Origin of the sequence: Xenorhabdus bovienii SS-2004, assembly GCF_000027225.1 — a bacterium.
Taxonomy (GTDB): domain Bacteria; phylum Pseudomonadota; class Gammaproteobacteria; order Enterobacterales; family Enterobacteriaceae; genus Xenorhabdus; species Xenorhabdus bovienii_C.
On record NC_013892.1, the window covers coordinates 2,321,470 to 2,336,231 of the forward strand.

The 14,762-nt window shown below is 40.0% G+C and carries 10 protein-coding genes; 7 read left to right on the forward strand and 3 right to left on the reverse strand.

All coding sequences use genetic code 11. From position 1 onward, the window contains the following. Positions 1-118: 118 nt before the first annotated feature. Positions 119-1,063 carry a universal stress protein UspE gene (gene uspE / locus XBJ1_RS09965; RefSeq protein WP_012988793.1) on the forward strand — a complete coding sequence of 315 codons (945 nt, stop codon included), beginning with the start codon at positions 119-121 and terminating at the stop codon, positions 1,061-1,063. 148 nt (positions 1,064-1,211) lie between these two features. Here the strand turns inward: uspE and XBJ1_RS09970 are convergent, their stop codons facing one another. From XBJ1_RS09970 to pntA, 3 genes are all read right to left on the reverse strand, one after another. Beyond that, positions 1,212-2,129, reverse strand: a complete 918-nt coding sequence (locus tag XBJ1_RS09970) for a tyrosine-type recombinase/integrase (protein ID WP_012988794.1) — start codon at positions 2,127-2,129, stop codon at positions 1,212-1,214. Positions 2,130-2,714: 585 nt separating this feature from the next. Beyond that, positions 2,715-4,103 (reverse strand): Re/Si-specific NAD(P)(+) transhydrogenase subunit beta, encoded by a 1,389-nt coding sequence (gene pntB, locus XBJ1_RS09975; protein ID WP_012988795.1) that lies wholly within the window; start codon positions 4,101-4,103, stop codon positions 2,715-2,717. A 10-nt stretch (positions 4,104-4,113) separates the two neighbouring features. Further along, positions 4,114-5,646, reverse strand: coding sequence for a Re/Si-specific NAD(P)(+) transhydrogenase subunit alpha (pntA, locus tag XBJ1_RS09980; RefSeq protein WP_012988796.1), 1,533 nt, complete (start codon positions 5,644-5,646; stop codon positions 4,114-4,116). Positions 5,647-6,013: 367 nt separating this feature from the next. On the opposite strand from pntA, the gene ydgH reads away from it, so the two are divergent. The 6 genes from ydgH (at position 6,014) to XBJ1_RS10010 (ending at position 14,449) form a co-directional block, all read left to right on the forward strand. Beyond that, positions 6,014-6,967 (forward strand): DUF1471 family protein YdgH, encoded by a 954-nt coding sequence (ydgH, locus tag XBJ1_RS09985; protein WP_012988797.1) that lies wholly within the window; start codon positions 6,014-6,016, stop codon positions 6,965-6,967. A 319-nt stretch (positions 6,968-7,286) separates the two neighbouring features. Next, positions 7,287-8,678 carry a basic amino acid/polyamine antiporter gene (locus XBJ1_RS09990; protein WP_012988799.1) on the forward strand — a complete coding sequence of 464 codons (1,392 nt, stop codon included), beginning with the start codon at positions 7,287-7,289 and terminating at the stop codon, positions 8,676-8,678. An 833-nt stretch (positions 8,679-9,511) separates the two neighbouring features. Continuing rightward, the gene (locus XBJ1_RS09995; RefSeq protein WP_012988802.1) at positions 9,512-10,045 is read left to right on the forward strand and encodes a fimbrial protein; all 534 of its coding nucleotides are present in this window, start codon (positions 9,512-9,514) and stop codon (positions 10,043-10,045) included. A gap of 42 nt (positions 10,046-10,087) precedes the next feature. Further along, positions 10,088-10,810: a fimbrial biogenesis chaperone gene (locus XBJ1_RS10000; protein ID WP_012988803.1), complete on the forward strand. Its 723-nt coding sequence runs from the start codon at positions 10,088-10,090 to the stop codon at positions 10,808-10,810. A 39-nt stretch (positions 10,811-10,849) separates the two neighbouring features. Then, on the forward strand, positions 10,850-13,399 hold the full coding sequence (locus XBJ1_RS10005) for a fimbria/pilus outer membrane usher protein (RefSeq protein ID WP_012988804.1): 2,550 nt from the start codon (positions 10,850-10,852) through the stop codon (positions 13,397-13,399). 99 nt (positions 13,400-13,498) lie between these two features. Beyond that, positions 13,499-14,449, forward strand: a complete 951-nt coding sequence (locus XBJ1_RS10010; RefSeq protein ID WP_232503276.1) for a fimbrial protein — start codon at positions 13,499-13,501, stop codon at positions 14,447-14,449. Positions 14,450-14,762: the final 313 nt, after the last annotated feature.

The window sequence follows — 14,762 nt, forward strand, 5'->3', positions numbered from 1 at the left end:
TAAATTTTAAGCCGGATCGCTATATTTTGCTGATCTGGCTTTCTTTTACCCTGTTATAGTTGGTCATATTGGTTTATCTTCTTACAAAGATATATCCAGCCTCTGTGAGGAATTAAATATGGCAAACTACCAAAACCTCTTAGTTGCAATTGACCCAAATCAGGATGATCAGCCGGCATTAAGACGCGCAGTATATATCGTGCAACGTAATGGTGGCCGGATTAAAGCATTTTTACCCATTTATGACCTCTCATATGAAATGACCACCTTACTTTCTCCAGAAGAAAGAAATGCCATGCGTAAAGGTGTCATTGGCCAAAGAATTGCTTGGATAAAAAAGCAGGCACACTACTATCTTGAATCAGGTATTGACATTGAAATCAAGGTAGTTTGGCATGGCCACCCTTATGAAGCCATTATCCAGGAAGTCATCACAGGAAAGCATGATTTATTATTGAAAATGGCACATCAGCATTCTTTATTGGAATCCATGATTTTTACGCCGCTGGACTGGCATCTATTACGTAAATGCCCTTGTCCTGTCTGGATGGTTAAAGATCAGGCCTGGCCAGAAAAAGATTCTGCCGTTGTTGCGGTTAATTTATCGAATGAAGAATCTTACCATACTGCACTAAATCTGAAATTGGTGAAAGAAACGCAAGATCTCGCTAACCGAATTGTAAAAGAACCTCTGATTCATCTTGTCAGCGCTTATCCTACCGCGCCTTTAAATATTGCAATGGAATTGCCTGATTTTAATCCTAGTGTATATAATCAGGCATTACGTGGGCAGCATTTGGTTGCAATGAAAGAGTTGCGGCAAAAATTCTATATTGATGAACAACAGACTCATGTTCACGAGGGACTACCTGAAAAAGTCATTCCTGAAATTTGTGATGAATTGAATACGGGGGTGGTTGTTCTGGGCATTCTTGGGCGAACTGGGTTATCCGCTGCATTTCTTGGTAATACGGCTGAACATGTCATCGATAAGCTTAAATGTGACCTGCTGGCAATTAAACCAGATGGTTTTGTTTGCCCGATTAGTGTGGATGAAGAGTAACTGATTGTTTTTTTTCTGAGCAGCTCTATTCTCTGATTTTCTAAAAGCCAGCTCCTTTATGAGACTGGTTTTTTTCTGCCTGTAAAACATGGAGTATAAATAATAAAACTTATTACGGGTTTAATTTCAAAATATCTTATCTTCCATGTTAAAAATTCAAATTTTTGGCTGCATTTTTTAAACGCTCATCGCCTCGTCGATCATATTTCTGGGTAGTAGTGATACTTGAATGACCCATTGCATCTTTCACTGTTACAATATCCTCCCCATTGTCCAGCATGGCTGATGCGAATGTTCTACGCAGATCATGAGGAGCAAATTTTTCCAGTCCACTCTCAATTCTACGTGTTTCCAGTATGTGATAGATTGCCTGATCTGACAGACGGTTATCTGTTACATCATCATCACGACGGATACGGGTAAACAATGGCCCGGCATAATCACCCCGGATTTCATCTATCCAACGGTTCAAACGTTCCCACGTTCCTTCAGGCATATAGGATAAACGTTCTTTGTTTCCTTTTCCCATGACTCTCAATGCTTGTTCACGACGAATAACATGTTTCAAATCCAACGAGATAATTTCTGACCGACGGAGTCCGCAACCGACAAGTACACCAATGATGGCTGCATCACGTAAGCCTTTTGTGCTGAAATCATTTTCACAAGTAAAAAATAACGTTTTGATTTCATAACGGTCGAGCGCTCTTCCTTTCGGCAACCGATTCCCCCTGACAGAACGCACTTGTTTGATATGTTGAAAACTGTCGGTATCGATTTGCTTCATTGTCCAAGCTTCCAGCGCCACGCCTTTTAACGCAGCAAGGTAGGTATTGATCGTCGCTGGAGCTTTGCCGGAATCGGAGAGCATTTCCATGATAGCTTGCACATGATGGCGACGTAGTGCATTCCAAGTACAGTCCTGTACATTTTGATACCCAAGCATTTTTGCCACAATATTAAGAAACGATTTCATAGTCTGGCGACTTCGCTTTGAGCCAAGACTAACAAGATATGCAATCGCGGGATTGTTATGTATCTGCTGGCCAGATACAGACAATGGCATGATCATGCTCTGCTTTTGTTGATTACCTGAAATGACCATCCATGATTTTGTGTCTTCATCACTTCCATCGTTATATTCATCTGGGTTTTGGTGGTTCAAAATTTCCTCCTTGTTGCTGATTTCAATGTCTTCCGTTCAAACAAGCTCAAATCGAATTTTTACAAAACAAGCGTGTCGGATAATGGAACTTATCTTATTAGCCCTATTTTTGAGCATAATTATGATTTCGCTATGTAAAAAATGTGGCTCATTACCAATACAATCCTATTGTAGAAAAGCTACTTTTTCAAATGTATATTTTAATAAGTAGGATATTTATTGAGCATTTATTGGTGTTTTTTAGTTGCTTGGTAACAATAACGTCTGTAGTTTGCGTTTGAAACGGCGGTTTTCAACGAGGTAATGCGATAAGTAAGATAGGTTTTCAACCTGATATTGTGTTGTTTTTCGGTAACTCGAACTCCTGTCTGGATCGTCCTGTATTGAAGCAAGTTTCATTTAGCCCGGATTAATTTGTATATTTCATTAAAAAAGCTTCATGCCACAACATGAAGCTCTCTAATATCAAATTATTATTTTACAAAACTACAGTGCACGGAGGATCGCTTCGACACTGGCTTTTGCATCACCGAATAGCATCTGGGTATTTTCTTTAAAGAATAACGGGTTTTGTACTCCCGCATATCCTGTATTCATGGAGCGTTTAAAGACAATCACGTTTTGTGCTTTCCAAACTTCCAGTACAGGCATTCCAGCAATCGGACTGTGTGGATCTTCTTGAGCTGCTGGGTTTACTGTGTCATTGGCTCCGATAACCAGAACGGTATCTGTCTCAGTAAAATCATTATTGATTTCATCCATTTCCAAGACAATATCGTAAGAAACTTTGGCTTCAGCAAGCAACACGTTCATGTGACCCGGTAAACGTCCCGCAACAGGATGGATGCCAAAGCGAACTTTAACGCCCTTCTCACGCAATTTTGCGGTGATGTCATGTACCGGATATTGCGCTTGAGCAACGGCCATACCATAGCCAGGCGTAATAATAACTGAAGTGGAATTTTTCAGCAGTTCAGCAACGTCTTCCGCATTTGTTTCGCGGTATTCGCCCATCTCTTGTTCATCCCCCGTTGAAGTACCATCAGTACCAAAACCACCGGCGATAACGCTAATAAAAGAACGGTTCATCGCTTTACACATAATATAAGAAAGGATTGCACCAGAAGAACCTACTAAAGCACCGGTCACAATCAGCAAGTCATTGCTTAACAGGAAACCAGCGGCCGCGGCTGCCCAGCCTGAGTATGAGTTCAGCATGGAAACAACGACAGGCATATCTGCCCCTCCGATTGACGCGACTAAGTGCCAACCGAAAGCAAGTGCGATAGCAGTCATCACTAGCATAGTGAAAACTTGCAAACCAACACTTTGAGTTTTTATAAAGATAACTATCAGTACAAAGGAAACAATCAACGCGGCCAAATTGAGTTTATGGCGGTGGGGTAACATCAGCGGTTTGGATGAAATTTTGCCGCGCAATTTACCGAATGCCACAATTGAGCCAGTAAAGGTGACTGAACCAATGAAGATCCCCAAGAAAACTTCTGTCAGGTGAATGTTTTCCATAATGGGAGTAGCAAAAATATCATGAGTAATAAAGCTGTTGAACCCGACCAAAACCGCTGCCAGACCGACAAAGCTGTGCAAGATGGCGATCAATTCAGGCATTTCGGTCATTTCCACTTTTTTGGCCAAGCGAATACCAATGACGGCACCGATGATCATCGCCAAAATAATCCAACCTACTTTGCCAGCATCGGGTCCTAAAATAGTGGCAATCAGCGCAATTGCCATACCGGCTATGCCAAAGATATTACCTCGCCTCGAACTTTCATGGCGGGAAAGGCCGGCAAGGCTGAAAATAAATAAAATGGCAGCAACAATATATGCCGCTGTAACTACTCCGTTCGACATAAGTTACCCCTTACCCTTTACGAAACATTTTCAGCATACGTTGGGTGACTGTGAAACCACCAAAAATATTGATGCTGGCAATCAAAACCGCGATGAATGAGAAAAAACTCACCCATCCACCTTCACCAATTTGTAAGACTGCCCCAACGACAATGATCCCTGAAATAGCATTAGTGACCGACATCAGGGGTGTGTGCAATGAATGGCTAACGTTCCAGACGACGTAATAACCAACCACGCAAGACAAAGCAAATACGGTAAAGTGAGACAGAAACTCCTTCGGTGCAACGTTTGCCAACCAGCCGAACAGAATAATGGCAAGAGCAAACAGACCATATTTCAACCATGGAGACCTCGGATTTTTTGCTGGTTTATCTTCTTTCTTCTTCAGCGTCGTAGGTTTGGTGGGTGGAGCGGAAACTTGAATAGGAGGGGCTGGCCATGTAACTTCTCCCTCTTTAATTACGGTAATGCCACGTACAACGATATCTTCAAAATCGATAGTGATTTCGCCATTTTTCTCTTTGCACAATAACTTTGCGAGGTTAACCAAATTTGTGCCGTACAATTGTGACGATTGAGTGGGTAAACGGCTAGGCAAGTCTGTATAGCCTATGATCTTTACACCATTTGGTGTCACAATGAGTTTATCAGCCTCCGTCAGCTCACAGTTACCTCCATTCTGCGCAGCTAAATCGACAATGACACTGCCAGGCTTCATGGACTCAACCATTTCTTTGGTGATCAGTCGCGGTGCGGGTTTTCCCGGAATCAATGCCGTTGTGACGATAATATCAACTTCTTGTGCTTGTGCAGAAAACAATTCCATTTCTGCTTCGATAAAGGCTTCTGACATGACTTTTGCATAGCCGTCACCACCGCTAGCTTCTTCTTTGAAATTCAATTCCAAAAATTCAGCACCCATGCTTTGTACCTGTTCTTTAACTTCTGGACGGGTATCAAAAGCTCGGACAATAGCGCCAAGACTCCCTGCCGCCCCGATAGCGGCCAGCCCTGCAACACCAGCTCCGATAATCATGACTTTAGCTGGTGGTACTTTGCCTGCTGCTGTAATTTGGCCAGTGAAGAAGCGTCCAAATTCATGAGCCGCTTCAACAATAGCCCGATAACCAGCAATATTTGCCATTGAACTGAGGACATCTAATGATTGCGCACGGGAAATTCGTGGTACAGCATCCATTGCAAGAACAGTTACTCTACGTTTTGACAATTTTGCCATTAATTCTGGGTGTTGCGCTGGCCAGATAAAACTAACCAGCGTCGCCCCTTCTTTCATCAGGGCAATTTCTTTATCTTCCGGAGCATTCACTGTAAAAATAATATCTGATTGCCAAACTTCATGATGTTCTGCAATATCAGCTCCTGCTTTTTGATAAGCAATATCATCAAAACTGGCAAGATGCCCAGCCCTTGTTTCCACTCTAACGCTGAATCCCAATTTTCGCAGTTGTTCCACCGTTGATGGTGTGGCAGCAACGCGAGCTTCATTGGAAAGTCGCTCTTTTGGTACACCAATATGCATAATGTTTCCTTCTCTAAGAATGAAATATTGCTGATTATTACCTGTTGAAGCCAATTTAACGATAAGGTTGATTTTATTACTGCTATCAATAAAACCTACCAATAAAAAATAAAATAGTCACTAATTGAAAACAATATCAGGAAAAAATAAAGTGACCTTCAATGTAAACGATGCTATCGCTCGTATAAATCGCTATTTTTATTTAAATTGCTGGCACCATGTACTAAAAACTAATACTCATTTATTTAGATAGCATAAATTTTTGCGACAATTGGCATTATTACATGTAATAATTGCGGCCTATGTGATACATAACAATGTTCAGCACGTTATAAATATTTTAATGCGCAAGGCGAAAGGATTTTTTATGAAGCTGAAAACAACGATCATCGCTACAGCGATGCTCTCGCTAACAACGATTACTGCTGCACATGCGGCTAAAGAATTAACGCCAGAACAAGCTGTAGAGCTGAAGCCATTTGAACGAATCTCAGTCACTGGCCGTTTCAATGCAATCTATGAAGCTGCTGATGCGATTTCCCGTCAGGCGGATAAAAAAGGCGCCTATAGTTTCTATATTCAAAGTCTCGACGATTTTAATGGTGGTGGCAATTTACGTGTTGTAGCCGATTTGTATCATAAAGATGCAGAAAAATCCGATAAAATAACTAACTATCGCATTTATCGTGGAATTAAAGAACTGCCTAAAACTGAAGCCATTACGCTGGAACCTTTTGATACCGTAACCGTGAATGGTTACTTTTCTACTGCTCCTGATCTGAAAGAGGCCATCGCTAAGGCTGCTAAAAAGAAAGATGCTGCCTCTTTCTTTATTGTCCGTGATATTTCTCCCAATAATGGAGGAAACCAAATAGTTACTGCATATGTTTATAAAACAGATGCACCAAAACGTCAGATACAGTCTAATAATGCGGTTATTCCAGCAGATTCGGAGGCTGGCCGTCAGGCTCTGGCTCAAGGCGGCGAAGAAGCCGAGAAAGTTGAAATTCCAGGTGTTGCTTCCTCAACATCTACCAGCAATTTGGTTGGACGATTTTTTGAAACCCAGTCATCAAAAGGTGGTCGTTACACGGTCACGTTATCTGATGGCACAAAAATAGAAGAATTGAATAAGGCATCTGCCGCTCAAATGGTTCCTTTTGACTCGATTACTTTCTCTGGCTATTACACCACAGATCCAGAAATTTCTTATCAAGTTGCTAAACGTGCAGCAAAAAAAGGTGCGAAATACTACCATGTCACCAGAGAGTGGCAATCTAATGGTGGTAACATTACTGTCAGCGCCGATTTATTCAAATAATTAATCTGTTATTGATGGAAAAGGTACAAATCATCATTTGTGCCTTTTTATTATTGCCAAAATACGTTTTTTGAATAATTCGTTCTTTTATATCCCGCCTAACGTACATTATTTTATGCATAAAATTTATATTTTTTTGCATAGTCACCCATTGCATACAATCCTTTCACTCCGTAGAATCGCCCTGTTTTTGGATTTAACGACTGAATCTTCTGTGCAATCCAGAGTATGGATGCAATAAATGTCCAATATGTGTTCGATAGTCAGAACAAGCGTTCTGACTAATCGTGTCGATTATATTACTTTCAGGAACCTATCTTTGGAAAAAAAATTAGGCCTCACATCTCTGACAGCACTGGTACTTAGTTCCATGGTGGGAGCCGGTGTATTCAGCTTGCCACAAAATATGGCACAAGTAGGCAGTCCTGCTGCATTAATGATCGGTTGGGGGATTACAGGCGTAGGTATTCTCTTTTTAGCCACTTCTTTACTATTGCTTTCACGTCTTCGCCCTGACCTCGACAGTGGAATTTTTACTTACGCAAGAGAAGGATTTGGCGAATTAGTTGGTTTCTGTTCTGCATGGGGATATTGGTTTTGTGCCATTATCGCCAATGTTTCTTATCTGGTTATCGTCTTCGCGGCATTAAGTTTTTTTACTGACACCGAATATTCAGTTATTTTCGGTGATGGAAATACCTGGCAATCTCTGATTGGTGAATCTATTTTGCTTTGGTTTGTTCATTGGCTCGTACTCCGAGGAGTACAAACTGCAGCCAGTATCAACCAGTTGGCCACGGTAGCCAAATTGTTACCATTGGGTATGTTCATTATTTTGGCCGTGATTGCATTCAACATGGATGTATTTACGTTTGACTTCACTGGCATTGAAATGGGGATACCTGTCTGGCAACAAGTCAAAGATACGATGCTGATCACCTTGTGGGTATTTATTGGTGTTGAAGGTGCTGTTGTTGTTTCAGCCAGAGCCAAAAAGCGCAAAGATATCGGTATTGCAACTGTTCTCGCTGTTGTTTCAGCATTAGGCGTTTATATTCTGGTTACCCTGCTCTCTCTTGGATTGGTAGCAAGACCTGAATTAGCGGCAATGCGTAATCCTTCAATGGCAAATCTGATGGTAGGGTTAATTGGCTCTACGGGTGAAATTGTTATTATTGCTGGCCTGATCATTTCCGTTTGCGGTGCCTATCTGAGTTGGACAATTATGGCCGCAGAAGTCCCTTTCATCGCTTCCTTGCATGGCTCATTTCCTAAGGTATTCAATAAACAAAACACTAAAAAAGCGCCTGAGTCATCACTGTGGATAACTAATGGAGCTGTTCAGATTTCCTTGATTTTAATCTGGTTAAGTGGCAGCAATTACAATATGTTGCTTTCCATTGCCTCGGAAATGATACTTGTCCCCTATTTTCTCGTTGGTGCATTTTTAGCCAAAGTGGCATTTCAGCGCAGCAACCGGATTTTGTTGTTGATTTCTGCAGGAGCCTGTACTTATGGTGTGTGGTTACTTTATGCATCTGGTTTAATGCATTTGCTTCTTTCAGTTGTATTGTATGCGCCTGGATTGCTTGTTTTCTTGTATGCACGTAGACAGAATCAAGGACAAAAACCACTGAATATGCTGGAAAAAACAGCTATCGTGATTTTAATACTAATGACTATCCCTTCTACATGGCTACTAATACATTAATCATTTATGTATTTTTTGATAGCTATATAAGTTATTTAGATCCCCTAAGGAGAGAATCATCAACTTCTCTCCTTAATTTTTTTGGTTGAAATAGAACCCTTATTAAGCTTTTTTTTGCGGTGTTTATGGGATTTGTTTTTTAAGCTTAAAATGTATGTTGTAACTAAAACAAAAGAAATATGGATGATAGTTATGCAATCCATAAACATTTATACTATTTCCTTGATGATGTATTTTTATTAATTAATAAACAAAAAATAACTTTTTATCATGCTGAACTAGTTATTATTAACAAAGAGTTAACTTTAATTGGATGAATAAATTATCATTCATCTTTATTCTGGATGTAAGCTCTAACAAATACTAAATTTATAGCATTTAAGTTACCCAGGAAACATTTTGTCACAAATAAATAATACTTAGTTAAAAATATGGTAAAAGTATTCAATTACAAAAATAAACACGTTTAAAATCGTATTCATTTTCGCGGAATTTTATCAACTAATAATTAATCTTATAAAACAGAATAAACGTTCATCTCGGGTGGAGAAACATTCCATTTTCTGAATAACAATGCTATTAATATTTACTTAATAGTTAAAAGATTCAAATAATGACTTATGTCGAGTTATTATTTTTATCTTTGTCAATTAATCGCTACTATATTCTTCGAAATGTCTGTCGATAAAGAAACGTCATTTAACGTTTCTTTATCGTGCTTCGGTATAAATTCGGACAAATTACTTGTTATATCATAATTGTACGGATTTACTATTAACTCAATAATCTATATCTCTGCCGTATCAATTCGTCAGAGGTGGAATATATTAAAAATGAAAACCAATCTAATTATTTCCTCTTTATTTTTATCATCTGCACTTGTATCGGCAGCATATGCCGCCGATGGACAAATCAAATTTACAGGCGATATTACCGCGACTGCATGTAAAATTGATCCTAGTTCTGCAAACCAAACTGTTAATATGGGTACTATCAGTTCAAGTTCATTCAATGGGGTAAATAGCACATCAGCTGCAACGCGTTTCAGTATCATACTGACTGACTGTCCTACAGAAGCTAATTATGCCCAAGTTAAATTTGATGGAAACCCGGACAGCCGAAATAATAACCTTTTGGCATTAAGCAACGACAATTCAAAGAAAAAAGCGGCTGGCGGAGTTGCACTCGGTCTTTATGAAGCCGATAGCGCAACTCTTATTTCTCTGGCGCAGTCATCCATAACTCAGAAACTGACTAATAAGTCCAAACAAGAGTTAAATTTTATTGCTAAATATATTGCTACAAATTCAACTGTTAACCCTGGTTCCGGTGATGCGGTAGCCAACTTTACTATTGTCTACAACTAAGGATCCTTATGGCAGGGATGCCACAATAATACAATATCATCAATGAATATGAAAAATAATAATATATTGTTTGGAGCAACCATTTTGAAATATTTTCGTATTTTTATTATTCTTTATATTTTCAGTATCAATATTTCTTTTGCTGGTGTCGTTATCGGTGGCACTCGCATTGTGTATATTAGTGACCGAAAAGAAGCATCAATCTCCATTAGCAACCCTGAAACAGATGTTTCTTATCTTATTCAATCATGGGTTCAGGATGAAAATAATGAAACCAAAGTTCCTTTTATTATCACTCCCCCACTCTTCAAATTAACCGCCGGGAATGAGAATATTCTGCGAATTGTAAAAACCGGCGAAAACTTGCCAAATGATAAAGAATCTCTTTTCTGGCTTAATGTCAAGTCTATCCCGGGAACAGTAAAATCAGATCAGAATCAATTGCAAATCACCGTGAAATCTCGCTTTAAGCTATTTTATCGCCCTGTCGGTTTAGCAGACAACGCCAGTATTGCCTACAAAGCACTGAAGTTTAAAACCGTAGGGCATAAGCTAATCGCAGAGAACCCAACACCATACTATATCTCATTTTCTGATCTAACCACTGGAAATAATTCAATAAATCATGAAATCAAACCCGCTGGTATGATATCGCCTTATAGTCAATTAAGTTGGGATATTCCCATTAAAAATATCAACTATGTCACTTGGAAAACCATCAATGATTTTGGCGGTGTAACGCCAGAAGAAAAACGCATGTTCTGACCATAAATTTATACAGTCTATCAAGGTTAGAAAATCATTATGGATAACTACCGTCATTATCTTCAACATAACATTTCTGATAATTTGGTATTATTTATCAAGCCAAGCAAAGTGTTTTTATATGCTGTGACAATCACATGGCTTTTCACTCATTATAATGAGGCTTATGGTGAAGAATATTTTAATATTAATGCGTTGGAAACTCACTCCGGCTTTCCAGAAGATATTGATCTGTCAATTTTCACTCAAGATGATCAGCAACTACCCGGCCGCTATTGGGTGGATATTTACCTCAATCGGGAAAAAGCAGACACTGGAAATGTCGATTTTATCATTGTAAACCATAAGCTATCGCCGAAGATTAACCTACAGCGGTTAAAGAAGATGGGTGTAAATATTGATTCATTTCCCTCTTTGCGTGATTTACCACAAGAAACAGAAATAGCCGATCTTGGGCAGCATATTCCATCTGCGTCATCTTTTTTCGACTTCAATAAGCAGCGGCTTGATATCAGTATTCCCCAAGCTGCTCTGAATAGCCAAGTCAGGGATTATGTTTCATCTCATTTGTGGGAACAGGGGTTAACCTCTCTGCTGGTTAATTATAACTATAGCGGTTCAACCAATTGGCTGAATAATCAACCCGGATCGACAAGTAATAATTTTCTCAATCTTAGAACAGGCGCCAATTGGGAAGCATGGCGGTTGCGGAATTACTCTACTTACAGCAGCCAAAACCACAAATGGCAAAGTCTTAACACTTACCTGCAACGTGATGTTCATACCCTGAAAAGCCAGTTGGTATTTGGTGACAGTTATACACCTTCCGCCATTTTTGATGGTTTTCAGTTTCGGGGAATGCAATTGGCTTCTGATGACAACATGCTACCTGATAGCCTGAAAGGGTTTGCGCCCACGATACGGGGAATAGCCCAAAGTAATGCTCAAGTTACCATTAAACAGAATGGTTATATCATTTATGAAACCTATGTTTCTGCCGGGCCTTTTGTCGTCAGCGATCTCTACCCAACCACATCCAGTGGTAATCTGGAAATCATTATCAAAGAAGCGGATGGGAGAGAACATCGTTCTGTACAGCCTTTTTCAGCCGTTCCTATCATGTTACGGGAGAATAGTTTGCGATATTCCCTGACTCTGGGGAAATATCAATCTTTCACTCATCGTGGCAAAGAACCTTATTTTATGCAGGGTACGGTGATATATGGTATTTCCAACCGTGTGACGGTTTATGGTGGAACAACCCTCTCAAAAGATTATCAATCCGCTGCTTTTGGTACAGGATATAGCTTTTCTGATTGGGGCTCTCTATCCTTTGATGTCACTCATGCAAAATCAGATTTAGCTGAAAATATCAGTGATTCAGGGCAATCATATCGTTTCCAGTATGCAAAAGATCTTTCCCAGACAGGTACCAACCTCACTTTAGCGGGTTATCGTTATTCAACTCACCGCTTTTATGATTTTAAGGACGCCAATGAGATCGATATTACAAACAACAAGGACAATCGCAGCAACACCAATAAACGCAGTAAATTGCAACTACACATCAACCAGTCACTGGGGAATTTGGGAAGCGTTTATCTATCTGCTTTTCAGCAAGATTACTGGTATCAACAAGGTTACGAACGGAACATCAGCGCGGGTTACAATACCAGTTATCATTCAATTAATTACAATCTGAATTATACCTACAGTGAATTCCCCGGTTCAAAACACAATGATCAGATTTTATCATTCAGTGTGCAAATCCCGCTTGATCGCTGGCTGAAAAATAGCTGGGTAAGTTATAACCTGACCAATAGTAAAAACAGGGATACATCTCATCAGATCAGTCTCAATGGTACAGCCCTGGAAGATAACAATCTGATTTATAGTATCCAGCAAAATTATACCCACCACGATAAAGATATTGGCGGGAATATCAGCGCGGAATATAAAGGTGCATATGGCCAGATCAACGCGGGTTACAATTACGATAAACAATCCAAGCAACTGAATTACGGCTTAAATGGCGGGATTGTTGCACATCCTTACGGTGTTACGCTTTCCCAATCATTGGGAGATACACTGGCATTAGTACGTGCCCATGGTGCCAAAGGGGTTAAAGTTCAGAATCATACCGGTATTTCAACAGACTGGAACGGCTATGCCATCGTCCCTTATGTCAGTAGTTATCGTAAAAACCGTATTGCTCTGGATACTTATTCAATGGGCAACAATGTTGATATTGATATCAATACACAAACCATCATCCCAACCCAAGGTTCATTGGCTTTAGCCAATTTCCAAACCCGTATTGGCTATCGCGTTTTGATGATGCTTTCCCATAAAGGTAAAGAGATTCCATTTGGCGCAACAGCAACACTGGAAAAACAACATGACATCGATGACACCAACAGCACCATCATCAGTAATGATGGACAGGCTTATCTCAGTGGTGTTCCTAAAACAGGTCGGTTATGGGTGAAATGGGGACACAAAGATATTCAGGAATGTCATGTGAATTATCAACTTCCTGATGAAATACCGATATCAGGTTTGTACATGGTGAATGCGGCCTGTGAATAACAATACCAGAACATCTATTTGATATTTTTTATATTATGGAAATTTTATATGATTAGCGGCTTAAAATTATTATTAGCAAGTACGTTTATCGTGGGCATAATGAGTAGTTTTGATGCTCTGGCAAATTATGACTGCCAATATTCGCCGGGGTTTTCAGCCGGCACTACCTACGTCTCTTTTGGCACTATCGTTATTCCTAGAGATCATCCTATCGGAACAACCATCAAGGAAATTCGGCTGGATCATGTGGATGAAAAAGGCGATATCGCCATCTGTAATACGCTCACTCCTACATCATGGGAGAAACCGGATTTTGATCCGGCACACTACAACTATGATGCAATTTATGAATCTGGAGTGCCGGGTGTCGGTATCCGTATCAATACATGGGCTCCCGGCTATGGTATTGATTGGCTACCCAGAACAGCAACATACCCAGTCACTTGTTCCCCGCCGCGTCAGTTTCAAAATAAAAAGCAATATTGTGGCCGAACATGGGGTTATTTGACCGTTCAATTAATCAAAATTGCACCCGCAACCGGTTCGGGGCCAACTCATCAGAAACTGCTAACCAAAGCCAAATTGGGACTCAATCTCCCTATTCATACTTTCTTTTTGACAAATACTTATATCATGACTCAGGGATGTTCCCTCAAGCAAAAAACGACCTTCGTCAATATGGGAGAAATCAGAACCAGTGCATTTCGCGGCATAAATAGCACAGCCGGTATGCGAAATTTCGAATTAAATCTGGATTGCGATGCCAATGTTAAAGTCGGCGTAACGCTGGATGGACGACCTGCAAAAAGCAATGCCAATAATATCTGGGCATTGGATTATAATAGTGACAACGTCACAGCAACCGGAATTGGTTTACAGATCTTATATCAAAATCAACCGTTATCAATGGGTTCTCCGCTTATGATTCACTCCGTCCAAGCAATAAGAAATTTTGCTATTCCACTGCATGCCCGTTATATCCAAACAGAAGGACGGGTGGCACCAGGCAAAGCAGATGCAACGGCAACTATTACGTTGACCTATCAATAAACGCAAATCTCCAAGACGATCCGCCAAACACAGCCCAAAGGCCTTTTCACTTCTTGGGCTATCCTTTTAGTGGTTAGATTGTTCGAAAGGCTGCAATTTTACCTCGTTGCCCAGAGAACGATAACAATTAAACGAATAATTATCGTATAAGTAGCTGCTAAAACAACCACTTGCTTTTAATCCGAGACAGCATATTTATCCTCTTTATCTAGCTAATTTTTCTTAATAATCATACAACTACAATTCATTCACCCCAACATACCCCCTTGCGACGTTTCCGTCAGCAACAAAATATCGACACCAGGGTTTAATT

Excerpts from the sequence above, each read along its gene's own strand:
- XBJ1_RS09995 (WP_012988802.1), top strand. The coding sequence starts at position 9,512 with ATGAAAACCAATCTAATTATTTCCTCTTTATTTTTATCATCTGCACTT.
- XBJ1_RS10005 (WP_012988804.1), top strand. The coding sequence starts at position 10,850 with ATGGATAACTACCGTCATTATCTTCAACATAACATTTCTGATAATTTG.
- XBJ1_RS09970 (WP_012988794.1), bottom strand. The coding sequence starts at position 2,129 with ATGCCATTGTCTGTATCTGGCCAGCAGATACATAACAATCCCGCGATT.
- pntB (WP_012988795.1), bottom strand. The coding sequence starts at position 4,103 with ATGTCGAACGGAGTAGTTACAGCGGCATATATTGTTGCTGCCATTTTA.
- XBJ1_RS10000 (WP_012988803.1), top strand. The coding sequence starts at position 10,088 with ATGAATATGAAAAATAATAATATATTGTTTGGAGCAACCATTTTGAAA.
- uspE (WP_012988793.1), top strand. The coding sequence starts at position 119 with ATGGCAAACTACCAAAACCTCTTAGTTGCAATTGACCCAAATCAGGAT.
- XBJ1_RS10010 (WP_232503276.1), top strand. The coding sequence starts at position 13,499 with ATGAGTAGTTTTGATGCTCTGGCAAATTATGACTGCCAATATTCGCCG.
- ydgH (WP_012988797.1), top strand. The coding sequence starts at position 6,014 with ATGAAGCTGAAAACAACGATCATCGCTACAGCGATGCTCTCGCTAACA.
- pntA (WP_012988796.1), bottom strand. The coding sequence starts at position 5,646 with ATGCATATTGGTGTACCAAAAGAGCGACTTTCCAATGAAGCTCGCGTT.